The organism is Modestobacter sp. SSW1-42, from assembly GCF_046635825.1.
GTDB lineage: Bacteria > Actinomycetota > Actinomycetes > Mycobacteriales > Geodermatophilaceae > Modestobacter.
Window position 1 is genome coordinate 607337 of the sequence record NZ_JBISCA010000002.1, and the last position, 19819, is coordinate 627155.

20 protein-coding genes and 1 pseudogene are annotated in these 19819 nt (G+C 76.0%); 8 read left to right on the forward strand and 13 right to left on the reverse strand.

The window, feature by feature from the left end:
• Window positions 1-179: 179 nt before the first annotated feature.
• The 3 genes from ACGBYP_RS08170 to ACGBYP_RS08180 all read left to right on the forward strand — a co-directional run bounded on the left by ACGBYP_RS08170 (window position 180) and on the right by ACGBYP_RS08180 (window position 3161).
• Window positions 180-782, forward strand: coding sequence for a sigma-70 family RNA polymerase sigma factor (locus ACGBYP_RS08170; protein WP_411582843.1), 603 nt, complete (start codon window positions 180-182; stop codon window positions 780-782).
• Between the two features lie 103 nt (window positions 783-885).
• Window positions 886-2190 (forward strand): hypothetical protein, encoded by a 1305-nt coding sequence (locus ACGBYP_RS08175; protein ID WP_411582845.1) that lies wholly within the window; start codon window positions 886-888, stop codon window positions 2188-2190.
• 59 nt (window positions 2191-2249) lie between these two features.
• Window positions 2250-3161, forward strand: coding sequence for an HAD family hydrolase (locus tag ACGBYP_RS08180; protein WP_411582847.1), 912 nt, complete (start codon window positions 2250-2252; stop codon window positions 3159-3161).
• Between the two features lie 18 nt (window positions 3162-3179).
• Here the strand turns inward: ACGBYP_RS08180 and ACGBYP_RS08185 are convergent, their stop codons facing one another.
• The 5 genes from ACGBYP_RS08185 to proC all read right to left on the reverse strand — a co-directional run bounded on the left by ACGBYP_RS08185 (window position 3180) and on the right by proC (window position 7117).
• Window positions 3180-4088, reverse strand: coding sequence for a lysophospholipid acyltransferase family protein (locus ACGBYP_RS08185; RefSeq protein ID WP_411582849.1), 909 nt, complete (start codon window positions 4086-4088; stop codon window positions 3180-3182).
• Entirely contained in the window at window positions 4081-5211 is a 1131-nt protein-coding gene (locus tag ACGBYP_RS08190; protein WP_411582851.1) for an NAD-dependent epimerase/dehydratase family protein, read from the reverse strand. The genes ACGBYP_RS08185 and ACGBYP_RS08190 overlap by 8 nt, the downstream gene beginning before the upstream one ends.
• A 10-nt stretch (window positions 5212-5221) precedes the next feature.
• Window positions 5222-5320, reverse strand: a complete 99-nt coding sequence (locus tag ACGBYP_RS08195) for a 30S ribosomal protein bS22 (RefSeq protein ID WP_012854759.1) — start codon at window positions 5318-5320, stop codon at window positions 5222-5224.
• A 214-nt stretch (window positions 5321-5534) separates the two neighbouring features.
• Entirely contained in the window at window positions 5535-5753 is a 219-nt protein-coding gene (locus ACGBYP_RS08200) for a helix-turn-helix domain-containing protein (RefSeq protein WP_163609812.1), read from the reverse strand.
• Between the two features lie 539 nt (window positions 5754-6292).
• Complete coding sequence (gene proC, locus ACGBYP_RS08205) at window positions 6293-7117, reverse strand: pyrroline-5-carboxylate reductase (RefSeq protein ID WP_411582854.1); 825 nt, start codon at window positions 7115-7117, stop codon at window positions 6293-6295.
• A 45-nt stretch (window positions 7118-7162) separates the two neighbouring features.
• Here proC and ACGBYP_RS08210 point away from each other — a divergent pair.
• A pseudogene (locus tag ACGBYP_RS08210) lies at window positions 7163-7465 on the forward strand (hypothetical protein); the annotation flags it as partial.
• A 97-nt stretch (window positions 7466-7562) separates the two neighbouring features.
• On the opposite strand, the gene ACGBYP_RS08215 reads toward ACGBYP_RS08210, so the two are convergent.
• Window positions 7563-8567 (reverse strand): hypothetical protein, encoded by a 1005-nt coding sequence (locus ACGBYP_RS08215; RefSeq protein WP_411582856.1) that lies wholly within the window; start codon window positions 8565-8567, stop codon window positions 7563-7565.
• Entirely contained in the window at window positions 8567-9511 is a 945-nt protein-coding gene (locus ACGBYP_RS08220; protein ID WP_411582858.1) for a Ppx/GppA phosphatase family protein, read from the reverse strand. The genes ACGBYP_RS08215 and ACGBYP_RS08220 overlap by 1 nt, the downstream gene beginning before the upstream one ends.
• A gap of 88 nt (window positions 9512-9599) precedes the next feature.
• Between ACGBYP_RS08220 and ACGBYP_RS08225 the strand changes: the two genes are divergently transcribed.
• Complete coding sequence (locus ACGBYP_RS08225) at window positions 9600-10439, forward strand: hypothetical protein (protein ID WP_411582860.1); 840 nt, start codon at window positions 9600-9602, stop codon at window positions 10437-10439.
• Here the strand turns inward: ACGBYP_RS08225 and ACGBYP_RS08230 are convergent.
• Window positions 10335-11411, reverse strand: coding sequence for a helix-turn-helix domain-containing protein (locus tag ACGBYP_RS08230; RefSeq protein ID WP_411582862.1), 1077 nt, complete (start codon window positions 11409-11411; stop codon window positions 10335-10337). The genes ACGBYP_RS08225 and ACGBYP_RS08230 overlap by 105 nt on opposite strands.
• Window positions 11412-11742: 331 nt before the next feature.
• Between ACGBYP_RS08230 and ACGBYP_RS08235 the strand changes: the two genes are divergently transcribed.
• Complete coding sequence (locus ACGBYP_RS08235) at window positions 11743-11970, forward strand: DUF3072 domain-containing protein (RefSeq protein ID WP_411582864.1); 228 nt, start codon at window positions 11743-11745, stop codon at window positions 11968-11970.
• Window positions 11971-12208: 238 nt separating this feature from the next.
• On the opposite strand, the gene ACGBYP_RS08240 is transcribed toward ACGBYP_RS08235, so the two are convergent.
• Together ACGBYP_RS08240 and ACGBYP_RS08245 are read right to left on the reverse strand one after the other, a co-directional pair.
• Entirely contained in the window at window positions 12209-12889 is a 681-nt protein-coding gene (locus ACGBYP_RS08240; RefSeq protein ID WP_411582866.1) for a winged helix-turn-helix domain-containing protein, read from the reverse strand.
• Window positions 12886-14214, reverse strand: a complete 1329-nt coding sequence (locus ACGBYP_RS08245) for a sensor histidine kinase (protein WP_411582868.1) — start codon at window positions 14212-14214, stop codon at window positions 12886-12888. The genes ACGBYP_RS08240 and ACGBYP_RS08245 overlap by 4 nt, the downstream gene beginning before the upstream one ends.
• Before the next feature lie 243 nt (window positions 14215-14457).
• On the opposite strand from ACGBYP_RS08245, the gene phoU reads away from it, so the two are divergent.
• Complete coding sequence (gene phoU, locus ACGBYP_RS08250; protein WP_411582870.1) at window positions 14458-15126, forward strand: phosphate signaling complex protein PhoU; 669 nt, start codon at window positions 14458-14460, stop codon at window positions 15124-15126.
• 78 nt (window positions 15127-15204) lie between these two features.
• On the opposite strand, the gene ACGBYP_RS08255 is transcribed toward phoU, so the two are convergent.
• The 3 genes from ACGBYP_RS08255 to mshA all read right to left on the reverse strand — a co-directional run bounded on the left by ACGBYP_RS08255 (window position 15205) and on the right by mshA (window position 18900).
• Window positions 15205-15960, reverse strand: coding sequence for a phosphoglyceromutase (locus tag ACGBYP_RS08255; RefSeq protein WP_411582871.1), 756 nt, complete (start codon window positions 15958-15960; stop codon window positions 15205-15207).
• Between the two features lie 98 nt (window positions 15961-16058).
• Entirely contained in the window at window positions 16059-17306 is a 1248-nt protein-coding gene (locus ACGBYP_RS08260; RefSeq protein ID WP_411582873.1) for an aminotransferase class I/II-fold pyridoxal phosphate-dependent enzyme, read from the reverse strand.
• Between the two features lie 202 nt (window positions 17307-17508).
• The gene (gene mshA, locus ACGBYP_RS08265) at window positions 17509-18900 is read right to left on the reverse strand and encodes a D-inositol-3-phosphate glycosyltransferase (RefSeq protein ID WP_411582875.1); all 1392 of its coding nucleotides are present in this window, start codon (window positions 18898-18900) and stop codon (window positions 17509-17511) included.
• Window positions 18901-19027: 127 nt separating this feature from the next.
• On the opposite strand from mshA, the gene ACGBYP_RS08270 reads away from it, so the two are divergent.
• Window positions 19028-19804, forward strand: coding sequence for an SDR family oxidoreductase (locus ACGBYP_RS08270; protein WP_411582876.1), 777 nt, complete (start codon window positions 19028-19030; stop codon window positions 19802-19804).
• The last annotated feature ends 15 nt before the right edge of the window (window positions 19805-19819 follow it).

A 19819-nucleotide genomic window follows, 5' to 3' on the forward strand; every position in this document is an offset into this window, starting at 1 on the left:
GGACGGCGGGGACGTGGACGCAGCGGCACGATGTTGTCACCATGGTCGCCGGGCCGCACTGCGCCTGGAGCGGGCCGGACGGCTCGACGGGGGTGGGAGGGGTCGACACCAGCATGTCCCGTGCCCGGCCGGTCGCGCCTCCCGCCGCGCCGACGCCCCCGCCGACGGCCGTGGCACCGGTGCCCCGGCCGCGCGCGTCGCCCGCCCCGGTCCCGCCCGCGCCGCCGGCCGTCGAACAGGTCGACGTCTGGGAGCTCGTGCGCCGCGCGCAGGCCGGCGACGCCGAGGGCTTCGGCCAGCTCTACGACCGCTACGTCGACGTGGTCTTCCGGTTCCTGTGCTCGCGGGTCGGCGACCGGGCCACGGCGGAGGACTTCACCAGCGAGACGTTCGTCCGGGCGCTGCGCCGGATCGACTCGCTGAGCTTCCAGGGCCGCGACGTCGGCGCCTGGCTGGTCACCATCGCCCGCAACATCGTGCTCGACCACGTGAAGAGCAGCCGGTACCGGCTGGAGGTGCCCACCGCCGACATGCGGGACGCCGACCGGGCGACCGAGGGCCCCGAGGAGGCGGTGCTGCAGCGGCTGACCAACGCCGCGCTGCTCGCCGGCATCGCCCGGCTGTCGGAGGACCAGCGCGTGTGCCTGGCGCTGCGGTTCCTGCAGGGACTGTCGGTGGCCGAGACGGCGGCGGCGATGGGCAAGCGGGAGGGCGCGGTGAAGGCGCTGCAGCACCGGGCCGTGCGGCGGCTGGCCACGCTGTTGCCCGAGGGGCTGGAGTGAGCGTGCGATCGGTCACGCAGCGGTACCCCGTGACCACGGCGCGCGTCCTCTCGTTGACCGGTGCAGGACGGCGCCGTCGGTGCGGCGCGGGAGAGGGGGTGCGGTGACGGTGCGGCAGTCCGGGCCCGCCCCGCGCGACGCCACCGAAGGCGCCCTGCTCCGCCGGCTCGAGGCGCTGGCCGACGAGCACGCCGCCGTCCCGGACCCGGCGTACCGGGCCGCCACCCGCAGCCGGCTGGTGGCGATGGCCGCCGTCCGCACCCCCGGCCCGGCGCCGGGCGGCGTGCGTCGGCTGCTCGCGGCGGCCGGGGAGCGGCGGCGCCGTCGTCCGCGGCTGGTCGCCGGGGTGGCCGGCGCGGCGCTCGCCCTCACGGCGCTGGGCGGCGTCCTCGCCGCGTCGCAGGACGCCCGGCCCGGCGACCTGCTCTACCCGGTGAAGCGGGGTGGCGAGCAGACCCGGCTGTCGCTGGCCGCCGCGGACGAGCGCGGGCTCACCGAGCTGGGCTTCGCGACCACCCGGCTGCAGGAGGCCGGCGACCTGGTCGGCGTCAGCGTCGCGGCCGCGCCGACCACGGCCGGGAGCCCGGTCGTGCGGGCGGCCGGCCCGGACGCCGGCCTGCTCGTCGACACCCTGGCCGCGATGGACGCCCAGACCACCCACGGCACCGCGGACCTGACCACCGCGGCGGTCCAGCGGGACGACGCCGCCGCGGTCGAGGTGCTCGTCGGCTGGGCCGGGGCGCAGCGCGCCGGGCTCACCGCGCTCTCCCCCGCCGTGCCGGCCGACGCCCGGGACGCCGTCGCCGCCGCCGGCCGCCTGGTCGACGAGGTGGCCGCCCGCGGTGCCGCGCTGCGCGCGGCGCTGGCCTGCCCGGCCGGGCCCGCGACCGACGGCGCGGACGCCCTCGGCCCGCGACCGGCGCCCTGCGCGCCCCCGTCCGCCACACCGCCGACCACCGGTGAGCCGGACGCCTCCTCGGCGGCGAGCCGGACGACCGGCGCGCCCCGCACGTCGCCGTCCGCCCCCACCTCGCCCGGTGCGCAGTCCGGCTCCGGTGGCGGGGCGCCAGGTGCCGGGCTGCCGGTCACCGCCGTCCCGCGGCCGACCGGCAGCGCACCCCGGCCGGCGCTGCCCTCGCCCACGCTGCCGGCGCCCACGCTGCCGGGCCGGCCCGCGCCGTCGGTGCCGTCGCCGTCGCCGTCGGTGCCGTCGCCGTCGATGGCCCTGCCGTCCGTGCCCGCGCCGTCCGTGCCGGTGCCCACGGTGTCGCTGCCCCCGGTGCCCGGCCGCTCCGCGCCGGCGGCGACGTCGCCGGGGGCCGTGGTCCCGCTGCCGCCGGTCGTGCCGGGCGTGCGCGTGTGCCTCCCGCCGGTGGTCACCGTCGACTGCCGGCCCTCCGGCGGTTGAGCAGGCGGCGGCGTTAGGGTCGCCGGGACCGGGAGCCGAGGCTCGGAGGGTGGTGCGGAGTGGCGCGAGTCCCCTTCCTGCGGCGGGCTGCCCGCAGCCCGGTCGAGCTGGAGGACGAGGAGGCCCGCGCGCTCGTCGCCGGTGCGGCGTCCGCGGCCGCGGCGGAGACCGAGTACAGCGCGCCCGAGCCCGACCGCACGGCGGCGGCGTTCTTCGACGTCGACAACACGATGATGATGGGCGCCTCGCTGTTCTGGTTCGCCCGCGGTCTGGCCGCCCGCAAGTACTTCACCAGCCGCGACGTGGCCTCCTTCGTCTGGCAGCAGGCCAAGTTCCGGATCGCCGGCAGCGAGAGCGCCAGCGACATGCACACCGTGCGGGACAACGCGCTGGCGTTCGTGGCCGGCCGACCGGTGCAGGAGATCGTCGACGCCGGCGAGGAGATCTACGACGAGCTGATGGCCGACCGCGTCTGGTCGGGCACCCGGGCGCTGGCCCAGCAGCACCTCGACGCCGGGCAGCGGGTCTGGCTGGTCACCGCCACCCCGGTGGAGCTGGCCTCGATCATCGCCCACCGACTGGGGCTCACCGGCGCGCTGGGCACCGTCTCGGAGATCGTCGACGGCCGGTACACCGGGCGGCTGGTCGGCGAGATGATGCACGGGGAGTCCAAGGCGCAGGCGGTGCGGGCGCTGGCCGAGCAGGAGCACCTGGACCTGTCCCGGTGCACCGCCTACAGCGACTCCACCAACGACCTGCCGATGCTCACGCTGGTGGGCAACGCGGTCGCGGTGAACCCCGACGCCGAGCTGCGCGCCGTAGCCCGCTCCCGCGGCTGGACGGTCAAGGACTTCCGCACCGGCCGCAAGGCCGCCAAGATCACCGGCTCCACCGTCGGGGTGGCCGCGGTCTCCGGCGGCGTGGTGGGCGGACTGGTCGCCCTGCGCCGCAACCAGCGCTGGCCCTTCTGAGCCCGGCCGGGCGCCCGTTCAGCTGAAGACGGAGCGGCGCTGCAGCAGCAGGCGGTACAGCGAGTGCTGGATGGTCTCGCGGACCTGGTCGGTCAGGTTGAACACGACCATCGGGTCGTCGGCGGCCGCCGGGCCGTAGGACGCGGTCTCGATCGGCTCGCCGAAGGCGATGAACCACTTCGACGGCAGCGGGACCGCACCCAGCGGGCCGAGCAGCGGGAACGTCGGGGTGATCGGGAAGTACGGCAGCCCCAGCAGCCGCGCGGCGGTGCGGGCGTTGCCGATCATCGGGTAGATCTCCTCGGCGCCCACGATCGCGCAGGGCACGATCGGCACCCCGGTGCGCAGGGCCGCGCTGACGAAGCCGCCGCGGCCGAAACGCTGCAGGGTGTACCGCTCGCTGAACGGCTTGCCCACGCCCTTGAAGCCCTCGGGGAACACCCCGACCAGCTCACCGGCGCTCAGCAGCCGCTCGGCGTCCTCGTTGCAGGCCAGCGTGACACCGAGCTTGCGGGCCAGCGCCCCGATGAACGGGTACTGGAAGACCAGGTCGGCGCCGAGCAGCCGCAGCCGCCGGGCCGCGGGGTGGTCGTCGTGCAGGGCGACGGTCGTCATCAGCGCGTCGACCGGCACGGTGCCCGAGTGGTTGGCCACCACCAGCGCGCCGCCGACGTCGGGCACGTTCTCCAGGCCCTGGGTCTCGACCCGGAACCAGCGCTGGAACCACGGCCGCAGTGCGGGCAGCAGCAGGTGGTCGGTGAGGTCGGGGTCGAAGCCGAACTCGTCGGTGTCGTAGTCGCCGGTGACCCGGCGCGCCAGGAAGTCCAGCACCCCGGCCAGCTGCTCGTCCCAGCCCGGCGGCGCGGCCGGGGGCGGGGGCGGCTGCTCGCCGTCCGGGCGCAGCGGGATGACCCGGGCCTCAGGCATCGTGCACCGCCCGCAGCCCCGGGACCGAGGGGGCGGGCTGCTGCCGGCTGCCCCGCAGCGTGGCGACCAGGTCGCCCAGCACCGCGGCCCCGCGTGCGACCTGCCCGACCGCCGCGCGCGCCGAGGAGGCGGCCGTCGCGACGACCTCCGGCGGCACCACGGGCGACAGCGTGCGCCCGAAGTCGGCCAGCGCCTCGGCGGTGGTGAACCGCGGGGTGGCGCCGAACTCCTCGCGCAGCACCCGGGTGTCGACCACCCGGCCGGCGTCCAGGTGCCGCAGCTGGTCGGGCGACCACGGCGGCAGCCCGGCCTGCCGGGTCAGCCGCCCGGCCGAGCCGAGCGCGGGCTCGGGGATCGGCAGCGGCACGCGGCCGAGCCGGCGGACGGCCTGCGACAGCAGCACCGTGCCCTCGGCGGCGACGTTCACCGTGCCCACGTGGTCACCGGTGGCGGCGCGGGTCAGCACGGCCACCGCGTCGTCCTCGTGGAGCAGCTGCAGCCGGGCGTCGTGCCCCAGGACCGTGGGCACCACGGGCAGCCGGAGGAAGGCGGCGAGCTGGGAGTCGATCCGCGGGCCGATCACGTCGGTGAACCGGAGCACCGAGACGCCGACGTCGGGACGACGGCGGGCGAAGCCGCGCACGTAGCCCTCGATGTCGACGCTGTCCTTGGCGAAGCCGCCGGAGGGGACACGGCGGGCCTGCATCGTCTCGGTGAAGACCGCGGGGTCGCGCGGGCTGGACCCGTAGACGGCCGTGGTGCTCTTGAGCACCAGCCGGCGGACCCGGGGCGAGCGCTGGCAGGCAGCCAGCAGCTGCATCGTGCCGATGACGTTGAGCTCCTTCATCGACACCCGCCCACCGGGCGCGGCCGGTGAGGCGCTGATGTTCATGTGCACGACGGTGTCCACCGACGCCGAGTCGATGACCTTGGCGATCAGCGGGCTGCGGATGTCGGCGCGGACGAACTCCGTACGACCGAGGCGGCGGAGCACCTCGGGGGCCGGGGGGACGGTGTCCACCCCGATGACCCGGTCGATGCCCGGGTCGGAGGCGAGCTCGGCCGCCAGCGCGCCGCCCAGCCACCGGCTGACGCCGGTGACGAGGACGACCGCAGGCGGCACGAGCGTCAGCTCACTTCTTGTTGCGCCGCTGCACGCGGGTCTTCTTGAGGAGCTTGCGGTGCTTCTTCTTCGCCATCCGCTTGCGGCGCTTCTTGATGACCGAACCCATGTCCTGCTCCCGACGTCGTATCGCCGGCGTCCGGGGATGCGGACCGAGGTCGTTCCGCAGATCCGTCGTCCGGACACCGAGCGAGGTGCTCAGCTCGTGCGCGGCGGGCCCCCACCGGGGAGGCTGCGCCGCTCAGCGCACGAGACTACCCGGACGGTGACGTACCGGGACGGCCGCCTCGCGGGCTCCCCGCCGCGGACCGGCGGGAGGTGCTTCAGGCGATGTCGGTGTAGGCGTCGCGCAGGTACTCGTGCACGGCGCGCTCGGGCACCCGGAAGGAACGGCCGACGCGGACGGCGGAGAGCTCGCCACCGTGGACGAGGCGGTAGACGGTCATCTTCGAGACGCGCATGAGGGCGGCGACCTCGGCGACGGTCAGGAAGGCGACGGCGGCGCGGGGGGCCGGGACGGCGGCCTGGCGGCCGACGGGCACGGCGGCCGGGTGGGCGGCGGGCACGGGGCGCGACATCGAGGCTGCCGAGATGGGCCGGCCCATCGGACGCGGCGCCGGGACGCCGGGACGGGAGGTCTGGATGGTGGCGCGCTGGGGCATGGTCACGTCGTTCATCTCCGTAGTCAGCACGCTCCGTTGCCACCGGCTTCCCCACCGGCGGGCGTGTCACGTTCGTGCTGGAAAAGACCCTAGAGCGACCCGAGTGACGGAAGCGATGGGTGAAACGGACAGGCGGACCGGTCCGTCCTGGGCACAAGTGGACAGAGACACCGAGTGACCCTTCCGTGACGGCGTGTTGTCCCCAAGTCGACTCGTCCGACACAGGGCCCGTCCACAGGATTCTGGGGATAACCACACACGTGTGATTCACCTGGAGCCGGGTGGGACGAACGGTGCATCGCGCAACGGGAGCCGTGGGAACGGTGGGGTGGGTGGGTCTCACCGCCCCTTTCGTCGCACAGCGTGACGGGAAGCCGGAGCGGGGTGACGCCGGACCGCTGCAGAAGCGGTCCGGGTGCTCAGTCGGCCGCGCGGCCCAGCTCCACCGAACGGTCGTGGGCCGCCTCCAGGGCGGCGATCAGCGCCGCCCGCACCCCGTGGCGCTCCAGCTCCCGGACGGCGGCGATCGTCGTCCCGCCGGGGCTGGTGACGGCCTCGCGCAGCTGGACCGGGTGCTCGCCGGACTCCCGGAGCATCACGGCCGAGCCGTAGGCGGTCTGCACGATCAGGTCGGCGGCCAGGCTGCGCGGCAACCCGAGCAGGATGCCGGCGTCGATCATCGCCTCGACGAGGAAGAAGAAGTAGGCCGGCCCGCTGCCCGACAGCGCGGTGACCGCGTCCTGCTGGCTCTCCGGGACCCGGCGCACCGCGCCGACCGAGGACAGCAGCGCCTCGGCCTCGTCCAGGTGCGCGTCGGTGGCGTGCGCACCGGCCGACAGCACGCTCATCCCCGCCTCGACCAGCGCCGGGGTGTTGGGCATGACCCGCACGACCGGGGTGCCGGCCGGCAGCCCCGCCTCGATCCGGCCGGTGGGCACCCCGGCCGCCACCGACACCACCAGGTGCTCGGGGCCGACGTGCGGGGCCAGCTGCTCGACCAGGACGTCGACGTCCTGGGGCTTGACCGCGATCAGCAGCACCCGCGAGCGCGCCGCGGCCGTGGCCAGGTCGGCGACCTCCACCCCGTAGCGGGCGCCGACGGCGGCGGTGCGCTCCGGGCTGCGCCCCACCAGGACCAGGCCGGCCGCGCTGCCCGCCCGCCGGACCAGCCCGGCCAGCAGCGCCTCGCCGATCTTCCCGCCCCCGATGACGGCCAGCCCGCTGCGACCCGCTCCCGCGATCATGACCGCGACCGTAGTGCCCGGCGGTGTGTGCGGTCGGAGGCCGGGGTGGACGCGGCCGATGTCCGGAGAGCGGGACGGCACGCGGGAGGCGGTGCTCGCCACCGACGGCGTGGGGCAGGTCGAGCTCGAGCAGCCCGGGCAGGCGCTCGTCGACGCGGGGCGCAGCCCGAGCTGGTCGGCCCGGCGGCCGGCAGCGTCACCGCCCACCAGCACATCGAGCCCGTCGACGTCGCCCCGGCCGACGCCGGCCCCGCGGTCCACGACGGCCTGGTGCTGCCCGGCGGCGTCGCCGGTCAGCTCGTGCGCGCCGAGCCGGCCGCGGCGGCGTTCGTGCAGGCGTTGTCCGACGCCGGCGAGCCGGTGGCCGCGATCTGCCACGCCCCGTGGGTGCTCGTCGAGGCCGACGTCGAGCAGTCGCCCGCTGACCCGGGGTCTCGCCGCCGGCTCAGCCGGCGGCGAGCAGCCCGGCGGCCGGGGCGATGGTCAGCACGGTGCCGGCCAGCAGCAGGACCGCGAGCAGTGGGACGCCGGGCGCCCCCTCCCCGTGCCGCTGCCGCCAGACGTAGACGCCGGCGACCAGGCCGGTGATGGTCAGCGGGGCCACCACCATCGCGACATAGGGCAGGACGCCCCACAGCACGGTGAAGGCGAAGTACAGCCCGATGCCGACGGCGAGGGCGACCACGAGCTCGCCGACGAAGCGCGCCCAGGCCAGCGCGCCCTGCCGGCCGGTCAGCGGCTCGGCGTCGGCCGCGGCCAGCTGGGCCGCGGTGACCACGGGGATCGGGCCGGTGACCGGGTGCTCCGCGGCGCGGCGGGCCCGCTCGACGCTGTCGGGTAGGGCGGTCGAGCCGGTGGTCGACGGGCGGACCGCGGAGGTCGCGGGCCCGGTGCCGAACAGCGCGGGCGACTCGGCCGCGGGCTGGGCGGTCTCCGCGTCGCTCTTGCGCCGGCCGGTGCGCACCGGCGGGGGCGCGACGTCGGACCGGCCACCGAACCGGCCGGTGCCGGCGGGGCCGTCGCGGTCGTCGAGGTCCCGGGCGGCCGGCAGCGAGGCCGAGGTCGCAGCCGGGTCCGGCGTCCGGGCGGCGGGCGTGCGCGCGGGCGCGACCGGACCGGCCAGGCCGGCGGCCGGGCGGGAGGAGGGCTCGGGGGCCGGCGTCCAGGCCTGGCCCGCCGGACGGGACGCCGGGCGCGCGGCCGGTGCCTGCCCTTGGGCCCGGGCCTGCGCCTGGGCCGCCGCGCGCGCCGCGACCGGGCGCACCGGGGGGTCGGCCCGCGGGGTCCGCGGGGCGGACTCGACACGCGCCGAACGGCCGGTGGACTCGACGTCCTCGCCGGGGCGGCGGCGGCGGCCCGGACGGGTGCCGAGCTCGCTCTCCAGGCCGTGCTCGCGGAGGATCTCCGCGAGCGAGCGGACGCTGTACTCCCCCGAGTCGGGCTGCGACATCAGGCTCCCTCCAGCTGGTCCATCCGGCGGAGGATGACTCCCTCACGCAGTGCCCACGGGCAGATCCGGACAGACGTTACGTCCACGGCGCGCATCGCGGACTGCGCCACGACGGCACCGGCCGGGACCTGGTGCGCGCGTTGCGCCGACACGCCCTGCAGCTCGGCCAGCGCGGTGGACTCGATCCGGGAGACGAAGCCCAGCACCTGCGACAGCCCGGTGGCCGTCATCCCGCGGGGCGTGCGGAGCCCGGCCCCGGACGGCGCGGCGCCGGCGAGCCGGGCGAGGGTGCGGAAGGTCTTGGAGGTGGCGGCCACCAGGTCGGGCTCGCCGGCGGCGCGCAGCTTCCTGCCGACCGGGGCCAGGACGTCGGCGGCGTGTTCCTCGAGGGCGGCCAGCGCCTTGAGGTCGGGGCGGCCCCCGGTCTCGGCGTCGGGCAGGAAGCGCCGGGTCATCCGGCCGGCGCCCAGCGGCACCGACAGGGCGACGTCGGGGTCCTCGTCGATGCCCGTCGCGAGCTCGAGCGAGCCGCCACCGATGTCGAGCACCAGCAGCCGGCCCGCGCTCCAGCCGAACCAGCGCCGTACCGCCAGGAAGGTCAACCGGGCCTCGTCCTCACCGGTGAGCACCTGCAGGTCGACGCCGGTCTGCTCGCGCACCCGGCGGAGCACCGCAGCCCCGTTGTCGGCCTCCCGGATGGCCGAGGTGACGAAGGCCAGCAGCTCGTCGCAGCGCTGCTCGGCCGCCTGCTGCTTGGCCCGCAGCACCGCGTTGAGCAGCGTCTTCTCCCCCGCCTTCGAGAGCTTGCCGTCCTCGCCCACGTGCTCGGCCAGCCGCAGCACCGACCGGTCGTCGTGCATCGGCGTGGGGTGGGCACCCCGGTGCGCGTCCACCACCAGCAGGTGCACCGTGTTGGAGCCGACGTCCAGAACCCCGAGTCGCATGCCGCCAGTCTGCCTGGCCCCCTCCAGGGGCTCGCGCCGAGCGGAACGAGGCGTGAGCGGGAGGGGGTCCGGTCACTACGCTGCCCCGGTGGACCCGAGCACCGCCGTCGACCCGCCTTCCGAGGTCGGCCTGGACTTCCCCCGCGAGTGGATCGAGTTCTTCGACCCGGCCGACCCCGAGCACCTGGTCCGCGCCGACCTGACCTGGCTGACCAGCGCCTGGACCTGCGTGTTCGGCCGCGGCTGCGCCGGCGTGGTGGCCGGGCGCGCCGAGGACGGCTGCTGCAACCACGGCGCCTTCTTCACCGACACCGACGACCTGGAGCGGGTCGAGGCGTCCGTGGCCGACCTCACTCCCGCCGACTGGCAGCGGCACCCGGGCACCGCGCCCGGCCGCGACGACTGGACCGAACCGGACACCCTCGACGAGCCGGCCGACGGCGAGCCCGCCGAGCAGGCGCTGCGCACCCGGGTCGTCGACGGCGCCTGCGTCTTCCTCAACCGGCCCGGGCACCCCGCCGGCGCCGGCTGCGCGCTGCACGCCCTGGCGCTGCGCCAGGGCCGGCACCCGCTGGAGACCAAGCCCGACGTGTGCTGGCAGCTGCCGGTGCGCCGTGAGCAGGAGTGGGTCGACCGGCCCGACGACACCCGCGTGCTGGTCTCCAGCATCGGCGAGTTCGACCGGCGCGGCTGGGGCCCCGGCGGGCACGACCTGCACTGGTGGTGCACCGGGTCCCCCACCGCGCACGTCGCGGCCGAGCCGCTGGTGGAGACCTACGGCCCCGAGCTCACCGCGCTGCTCGGGCCGGCGGCCTATGCCGAGCTACGCCGGCTGACCGAGGCCCGCCTGGACGCCGGCCTCGTCGCGCCGCACCCGGCCAGCCCCCGGCCCGTGCCCGTGGAGCTGCACCGCCGCCGTCCCGGCTGAGCCGGCACCCGGGCGGAAGGTCTGCCGGTAGGCGCGCGGGGAGACCCCACGGCGCCGGGTGAACTGCTCACGCAGCCCGGCCGCGGTGCCGAAGCCCACCAGTCGGGCGATCTCCTCCACCGGGGCGTCGCTGCCCTCCAGCAGCGCCTCGGCCGCGGCCAGCCGCTGGGCCAGCAGCCAGGCGTGCGGCGTCGTCCCGGTGGTGGCCTTGAACCGGCGGGCGAAGCTGCGCGGGCTCATCAGGGCCCGGCGGGCCAGCAGCGGCACGCTGATCTCCTCGGCTAGGTGGGCGCGCGCCCAGTCCAGGACGACACCGAGCAGGTCGTCCTCGCAGCGGGCCACCGGGGTGTCGATGAACTGGGCCTGCCCGCCGTCGCGGTGCGGGGGCACGACCATCTCCCGGGCCAGCGCGTTGGCGGCGGTCGCGCCCCACTCGCGGCGGACCAGGTGCAGCAGCGTGTCGACGCCGGCCGCGGTGCCGGCGCCGGTGATGACCTGGCCGTTGTCGACGTAGAGGACCGCCGGGTCGACGCGCACGGCCGGGTAGCGGGCGGCGAGCTCACCGGCGAAGCGCCAGTGCGTGGTGGCCCGCGCCCCGTCGAGCAGGCCGGCCGCGGCGAGCACGAAGGCGCCGGTGCAGGAACTGATGACGGTGGCGCCGCGGGCGTGCGCGGCCCGCAGACCGTCGAGCAGCTGCGGCGTCGGGACGGCGTCCACGAGCTCCCACGCGGTGACCAGCACGACGTCGGAGACGGCGAGCCGCTCGAGCCCGTGCTCGACCAGGACCGGGATGCCCGTGTCGGTGCGGACGACGCCCGGGACCGGCGCGACCAGCGCGAAGTCGAACCGCGGCAGGCCCATCGCCCGGCGGTCGTAGCCGAAGAACTCCGCCACGACGCCCAGCCCGAAGCCACCGACCAGGCCGTCGTCGACCACCACGCTGACCACCAGGGGCTCGCTCGCCGTCGTCATGGCGCACACGATGGCAGAAGTGACGCGGTCGCGGTCAGCTCTGCCACTCGCCGTCCGGCCACGGCGCGGCCAGGGTCGGGGCATGCTCCTGATCACCTGCCCGTCACCCGCACCGACGAGCTCGTGGCCGAGCGGCACGTGCGGTCGGTGACCGACCACCCGACCCACGTCGCCCTCGCCGTGGCGTGCCCGTGCGACCTGGTGCACGTCCACCCCACCGGCTCCCGCTGGGAGCGGGCCCGCGCACGGGTGGCTGCCCGACCGGCAGACGAGCGGACAGCCGCCTGCCACCAGCGCGTGTGAGCACTCCGGGGCGGGGTACTTCGAACACATGAGCGAAGCCAACGCACCTGTGAACAGCGGCCAGCCCGGCGACCCCACCGCCGAGAAGGACCCCTCCGACTGGGTCACCGGCGGCGAGCCCGCCACCGGCGCCCAGAAGAGCTACCTCAACACCCTGGCCCACCAGGCCGGCGAAGAGGTCCCCGACGACATCAGCAAGGCCGACGCCTCGATCAAGATCGACGAGCTCCAGGAAGAGACCGGCCGCGGCAAGTGACGTGGCCGGCGCCAGGAGGCGCCGGCCAGCGCAGTGATCGCAACGACACCGTCACTGCCACCGGTGGTCGCCCCGGACGGCGGGCCCGCAGGGTCCACCTCCGGGGCGACGGGTCACGCCGCAGGCGGTCAGGCCGGACGGCGGGCCCGCAGGGTCCACCTCCGGCCTGACGGGAACGGCTCAGCGCAGGACGACCCCGCACGTGGCCGCGGTGGGAGGCCGGAGGCCGACAGTCCCACTAAGCCTCGAACTTGTACCCCAGCCCCCGCACCGTCACCAGGTAGCGCGGGTTGGCCGGGTCGGGCTCCAGCTTGGCGCGCAGCCGCTTGACGTGGACGTCGAGGGTCTTGGTGTCGCCGACGTAGTCCGCGCCCCACACCCGGTCGATGAGCTGGCCGCGGGTGAGCACCCGGCCGGCGTTGCGCAGCAGCAGCTCGAGCAGGTCGAACTCCTTGAGCGGCAGCGAGACCGGCGCCCCGTCGACGGCGACGACGTGCCGGTCGACGTCCAGGCGGACCGGGCCGGCGGCCAGGGTCGCCTCGGTGGAGGGCTCGGCCTCGGCGCCGCGCCGCAGCACGGCGCGCATGCGGGCGACCAGCTCCCGGGCGGAGTAGGGCTTGGTCACGTAGTCGTCGGCGCCGAGCTCCAGGCCGACGACCTTGTCGATCTCGGTGTCCTTGGCGGTCAGCATGATGATCGGCACGGAGCTCTTGGCCCGCAGCGACCGGCAGACCTCGGTGCCGGACAGGCCCGGCAGCATGAGGTCCAGCAGTACGATGTCGGCCCCGGCCCGATCGAACTCGACGAGCGCGTCCGTGCCGGTCGCGGCCACGACGGTGTCGTAGCCCTCCCGACGCAGCATGTAGGACAGCGCGTCGGAGAAGGACTCCTCGTCCTCCACCACGAGCACTCGGGTCATTGCCGTCCTCTCCTCGCAGCCCCTGCGGGGCCGTGGTCTGTGTTCTCCGGGGCCTCGACGCCGGTGGCGTCGCCGCCCCTGCCGGGGTGCAGCGGCGGGACCGGCGGGCGCTCGGGTGCAGCCTGGTCGGAAGGTTCCTCGGCGCCGGCGGCGAGCGGGATCCGCAGGGTGAACGTCGAGCCCAGGCCCTCCTCGCTCCACACCGTGACCGAGCCGCCGTGGTTGCTGGCCACGTGCTTGACGATCGCGAGGCCGAGACCGGTCCCCCCGGTGGCGCTGGCCCGGGACTGGTCGACCCGGTAGAAGCGCTCGAAGACCCGCGAGCGGTCCGAGCGCGGGATGCCGATGCCGGAGTCGGTGACGGCGATCTCGGCGAACCCGGACCGGGCCCGCGCGCCGACGGCGATCGTGGTGTCCGGCGGGCTGTAGGCGACGGCGTTGGCCAGCAGGTTGGTGAGCGCGGTGGCCAGCTGTGCCTCGGCGCCGCGGACGACGAGGCCGGGCTGGGCGGCGACGGCGAGCTGGATGTCCTTGGCCGCGGCGGCGGCGCGGGTGCGGTCGACGGCCTCGGCGACGACGGTGCCGACCGCGACCGGCACCAGCTCCGGCAGCGGCTCGGCGCCCTGCAGCCGGGAGAGGTCGATGAGCTCGCGCACCAGCCGGGCCAGCCGGTCGGCCTCGTGCTGCATGCGGGCGGCGAAGCGCTGCACGGTGTCCGGGTCGTCGGCCGCGCCCTGCACCGCCTCGGCCAGCAGCGCCAGGGCGCCGACCGGCGTCTTCAGCTCGTGCCCGACGTTGGCGACGAAGTCGCGCCGCACGGCCTCGACCCGGCGGGCCTCGGTGACGTCCTGCAGCACCAGGGCCACGGGGCCGGGCTGGACGACGGGCCCGGTGCCCAGCCGGATGCCGTGCACGCCCACCATCCGCGGCCCGGTGCCCACGAGGTCGCCGGGCAGGGCGACGTCGGAGCGGCGGCTGCCGGTCAGCTGCACGTTGCGGGCGACCTCGACCAGGCCGGGCACCAGCACCCGGTCGCCGCGCAGGATGCCCAGCGCCCGGGCGGAGGGGTTGGCCACGAGCACCGCGTCGTCGGGGCCCAGCACGATGACCGCGGGGTCCATCAGGTCCAGCAGCCGGCGGGCGAGCGCGCCCTCCTCCTCGGGGCGCAGCTCACCGCGGTCGTCGGCCTCCCTGGGGGCGCGCAGCCCGCTGCGACGGGCCTCCCGCCGCTGCCGGGCGCGCGGGGACCACACGGCCACTGCCACCGTCGCGGTGAGCAGCAGGCCGAGCACGAGGCCCACCAGCAGGGCGACCAACGGGTCCACAGCGCCGATGGTAGGCACGGACGGCCCGCTCTCCGACCACACAGGTGATCACCACCACCCCGGCGGGCGATTTGTTCACCGCCGCGCACCAGCCCGTTCACCGGCCAGCCGCCTCGGACCCGCGAGGCGGTCTCTACCCTCGGGACATCCGTGTCGTGCCCGGCCCTGGGCGCGCGCAGCTGGGGAGCGTCACCGCCGTCCGGCGCCACCTGGGCGTAGACGACGCCATGAGAGGAACCGACCGTGCGCGAGAGCTACCGCGAGGAACTGGACGACATCAACGCCTGCCTGGTGGAGATGTCCAACTCGGTGGGCTCGGCCATGAGCACGGCGACCACCGCCCTGCTCGACGCCGACGTGGCCCTGGCCGACCTGGTCATCGCCGGCGACGAGCGGATCGACGCCGTGCGGGAGAGCATCGAGGAGCGCTGCTTCACCCTGCTGGCCCGCCAGCAGCCGGTCGCCACCGACCTGCGCGCCATCACCACCGCGATGCGGATCGTGGCCGACCTCGAGCGGATGGGCGACCTCGCCGAGCACATCGCCAAGGTGGCCCGGATGCGCTTCCCGGAGCACGCCGTGCCGCAGGAGGTGCGCCCGATCTTCCTGGAGGCCGGGCACGTCGCGGAGAACCTGGTCGCCAAGGCCGGCACGGTGATCGCCAAGCGGGACGTCGAGGCGGCCGTCGAGCTCGAGGCCGAGGACGACGTCATGGACCAGCTGCACAAGTCGATGTTCCGCGAGCTGCTGAGCGAGGAGTGGCCGCACGGCATCGAGGCCGCCATCGACGTCACGCTGCTGGGCCGCTACTACGAGCGCTTCGCCGACCACGCGGTGAGCGTCGCCCGCCGGGTGGTCTACCTGGTCACCGGCGAGCGCCCGCTCAGCACCCCCGCCGCCGAGAGCCACTGAGCACGACGAAGGCCCCACCCGCCGAGCGGGTGGGGCCTTCGTCGTGCTCAGGCCTCGTCGCGGGGCGACGAGGCCCTCCTAGTTCTTGCCCTGGTTCTTGACGGCCTCGATGGCGGCGGCCGCGGCGTCGGGGTCGAGGTACTGCCCGCCGGCGGTGACCGGGCGCAGGTCGTAGTCCAGGTCGTAGCGCAGCGGGACGCCGGTCGGGATGTTGAGCCCGACGACCTCCGCGTCGCCCATGCCGTCGAGGTGCTTGACCAGCGCCCGCAGGCTGTTGCCGTGCGCGGTGACGAGGACGGTGCGCCCGGCGCGCAGGTCCGGCACGATCGCGTCGTACCAGTACGGCAGCATCCGGACGACGACGTCGGCCAGGCACTCGGTGGCCGGCCGCACCTCCGGGGGCAGGGCCGCGTAGCGCGGGTCGGCGTCCTGGCTGAACTCGCTGCCGGCCTCGATCGGCGGCGGCGGGGTGTCGTAGCTGCGGCGCCAGGTCATGAACTGCTCCTCGCCGTACTCGGCGAGCGTGGCGGCCTTGTCCTTGCCCTGCAGGGCGCCGTAGTGGCGCTCGTTGAGCCGCCAAGAGCGGCGCACCGGGATCCACTGCCGGTCGGCGGCGGCCAGCGCGAGCTCGGCGGTGGTGATCGCCCGCTTGAGCAGCGAGGTGTGCAGGACGTCGGGCAGCACGTCGTGCTCGGCGAGCAGCCGGCCGCCGCGGGCGGCCTCGGCGCGGCCCTTCTCCGACAGCTCGACGTCCACCCAGCCGGTGAACAGGTTGGCCTTGTTCCACTCGCTCTCGCCGTGGCGGAGCAGGATGAGGGTCCCAGAGGAGGTCACGCCGTCATCCTGCCCGACGGGGGCCGGTCCGGTCGGCCGGCCACCCTCCAGGGGCCCGCACCGGGCCTGCCAGGTGTGGGAGGAGGGTGGCCCTCCCTTCAGGCCATGGCGGCGACGTCGCGGCGGCGCGCCGGCGCGCGGGTGGCCAGGACGGCGGCGGCCACGATCTCGCCGGCGCGCACCAGCTGCTCCTCGGTGTGGGTGGCCATCGCCGCCAGCCGCAGCACGCCCTTGCCCCGCGGCACGGCCGGGTGCACGACCGCGTTCGTGTAGACACCGGCGTCGTGGGCGGCGGCCCAGGCGGCGCGGGTGACCTCGTCCTCCCCGGTGGGCACGGCGATGACCGCGCCCCGGCCGGGCAGCGGCGCGGCGCCGCACTCGGTGAGCACCCGGCGCAGCAGCTCGCCGTTGTCGCGCAGTCGCTGCATCCGCTCGGGCTCGCGGCGCAGGACGCGCAGCGAGGCCAGCGCCGCGGCGACCGCGGACGGGTCGTTGGCTGCGCTGAAGACGTAGGGCATCGAGGTGCAGCGGATGCCCTCGGCGACGGCCCGCGACGTCATCACCGCCCCGCCCACGCTGGCCAGGGACTTGCTGAACGCGACGGTGACCGCGTCGACCCGGTCGAGCACCCCGGCCTCCTCGGCGGCGCCGCGGCCGCCCTCGCCGAGCACCCCGAGCCCGTGCGCCTCGTCGACGACCAGCCGGGCACCGAACCGCCGGCACAGGCCGGCGATGGCCGCCAGCGGGGCGGACTCCCCGCTCATCGAGTAGACGCCGTCGACGACCACGACCGCGCCGGCCTCGGGGTCCAGCGCGGTCAGCCGCCGCTCCAGCGAGGCCGCGGAGTTGTGGGTGAAGCGCGCGACGGTGCCCCGGCTGGCCGCGGCGGCGGCGTGCAGGCTGGCGTGCGCGTGGGCGTCGACGAGCAGCACGTCGCCGGGGGCGCAGCTGGTCGACAGCACGGCGAGGTTGGCGTTGACCCCGGCCGAGGTCAGCACGGCGTCCTCGGTGCCGTAGTGCTCGGCGAGCTCCTGCTCGAGGGTGAGGTGCAGCCGCGTCGTCCCGTTGAGCATGCGGCTGCCGGCGGCGCTGGTGCCGTACTGGCGCAGCGCGCCCACCGCGGCCTCGACCACCTGCGGGTCGCCGGCCAGGCCGAGGTAGTTGTTGGTGCCCAGATTGATCCGGGTGCGGCCGTCGTCGAAGACGGTCATCGGCTGCGGCGCGCCCGCGGTGGGGACGGCGTGCGTCGCCAGGCCCTCGCGGTCGTGCCGCCGCAGCAGCGCGGCGAAGTCGCTGCGCAGCAGCGGGGCGAACGGGTCACGCCGGACCGGGTGGGCGTCGAACACGTGGCTGGCCTCCTCGTCGCCGCGAGGGGGCCGCGGCGGTGCTGCTCCGACCCTGAGGGTCGGCACGCTCCGTGGTCAACGATGATCGCTCGGTCCGGTCGAGGGTCACCCGACCCGGCGAGACACCCGTCACTCCTGCACCCGTGGTGACGGCACACGGCAGCATCCGGCCGGGTGGGTGTCACCCGGGAGAGCAGCCCGGTCAGCGGGCGCGCAGCCTCATCGGGGTGCGGAAGCGGTCGCCGGCGGCGCGGGCGACCTGCCGGGCGGCCCGGCGCGACTCGGCCGCGGAGCGCATCTCGGCCATGGCGGCGGCGTAGGCGTCGACCAGGGAGTCGGTCGTGCGGTCCCAGCTGAAGGCGCTGGCGTGCCGGCGGGCACCGGCGGCCAGCAGTTCCCGGCGGGCGAGCACCGCGCGGACGGCGGCGGCGTAGTCGTCGGGGTCGCGGGTGTCGACCAGCAGGCCCGAGACGCCGTCGTCGACGGCGGTGGGCAGGCCACCGACGGCGGCGGCCACCACGGGGGTGCCGCACGCCTGCGCCTCGAGGGCGACCAGGCCGAAGGACTCGTTGTGGCTGGGGACGACGGCCACGTCCGCGGCGCGGTAGTGGTCGGCCAGCCGCTCGGCCCGCTGCGGCGGCAGGAAGCGCACCACGTCGGTGATGCCGAGCGCGACGGCCAGCTCCTGCAGCCGCTGCGGCTCGGCCAGCCCGGAGCCACTGGGGGCGCCCACGACGAGCACCTGCAGGCGGCTGCGCAGCGCCGGGTCGGCGGCGAGCATCCGGGCAGCGGTCTCCAGCAGCAGGTCGGGCGCCTTGAGCGGCTGGATGCGGCCGACGAACAGCAGGACGACGGCGTCGGCGGGGACCCCGATCCGCTCCCTGGCCGCGCGCTGGTCACCGGGCGAGAAGCGCTGCAGGTCGACCCCGGGCGGGACGACGAGGGTGCGGCGCGGGTCGGCGTCGTAGAAGTCGACGAGCTGCCGGGCCTCCTCGGCGGTGTTGGCCACCAGCCGGTCGGCCTCGGCGACGACCTGCTCCTCGCCGATCACCCGGGCGCGCGGCTCGGGCTCGTCGCCCTCGGCGAGCGCGGCGTTCTTGACCTTGGCCAGGGTGTGCGCCGAGTGCACCAGCGGCACGCCCCACCGGTCGCGGGCCAGCCAGCCCACCTGGCCCGACAGCCAGTAGTGGGAGTGGACGACGTCGAAGTGGCCCGGCTCGTGCCGGGCCTCCTCGCGCAGGACGGCGGCGGTGAAGGCGCACATCTGCGCTGGCAGGTCGTGCTTGCCCAGGCCCTCGAAGGGGCCGGCGCTGACGTGGCGCACGGAGACCCCGGGCACCATCTCGACGACCGGCGGCTGGTCGCTGGACGTGGCCCGGGTGAACACGTCGACGGCGATGCCGCGCTCGGCCAGCCGGCGGGAGACCTCGACGACGTAGACGTTCATGCCGCCGGCGTCACCGGCGCCCGGCTGCTCCAGCGGGCTGGTGTGCACCGAGAGCGTGGCCACCCGGCGCGGCAGCACCGGGCCGGCGGCGGCCGGCGGGCCGGCGCGCCAGGGCGTGGGCTGGCGGGGATGACGGCGAGCGGGCACGGCACTCCTCCCCGCTCGGGCACCGGCCAGCCGGGACGTTCGCCTGCTGGGACGCATGTGGCTGGTGTGGCACCCGGTCGGGCACCCCTGTCTCGTTCCCAGTGTGCAACAGCGCCAGGATGGGCACATGTCCAGCCCCGTGCTCCCGCCGTCCCCCTTCCGTGGTCAGGGCCGCGTCGCCGTCGTCACCGGTGCCTCCAGCGGCATCGGCGCGGCCACCGCGGAGCGGCTGGCCGCCGACGGGTTCACCGTCGTCCTGGCCGCCCGCCGGGTCGAGCGGCTCACCGCCCTGGCCGAGCGCATCGGCGGGCGCGCGGTGGCCCTCGACGTGACCGACCAGGCCTCGGTCGACGCGCTCGCCGCCGGGCTCGACCGGGTCGACGTCCTGGTCAACAACGCCGGCGGGGCCTTCGACACCGCTCCCGTGGCCGAGGCCGACCTGGACTCCTGGCAGCGCACCTACGACGTCAACGTGCTGGGCACCGTGCGGGTGACCCGGGCGCTGCTGCCCGCGCTGCGCGCCTCCGGCGCCGGCGACGTCGTCTTCATGGGGTCGACCGCCGGGCTGATCAGCTACGAGGGCGGCGCCAGCTACACCGCGGCCAAGCACGGGGTGCACACGCTGGCCGAGACGCTGCGCCTGGAGCTGGCCGGGGAGCCGGTGCGGGTGATGGAGGTCGCGCCCGGGATGGTGAAGACCGAGGAGTTCACGCTCAACCGCACGCGCTCGCAGGAGAAGACCGACGCCGTCTACCGCGGTGTGCGCGAGCCGCTGACCGCCGCAGACGTCGCCGACGTCGTGGGCTGGCTGGTCACCCGGCCGCACCACGTCAACGTCGACCTGCTCGTCGTCCGCCCGCTCGCCCAGGCCGCCCAGCACAAGGTCGTCCGCGACGCCGACTGAGCCCGATGGAGTCCC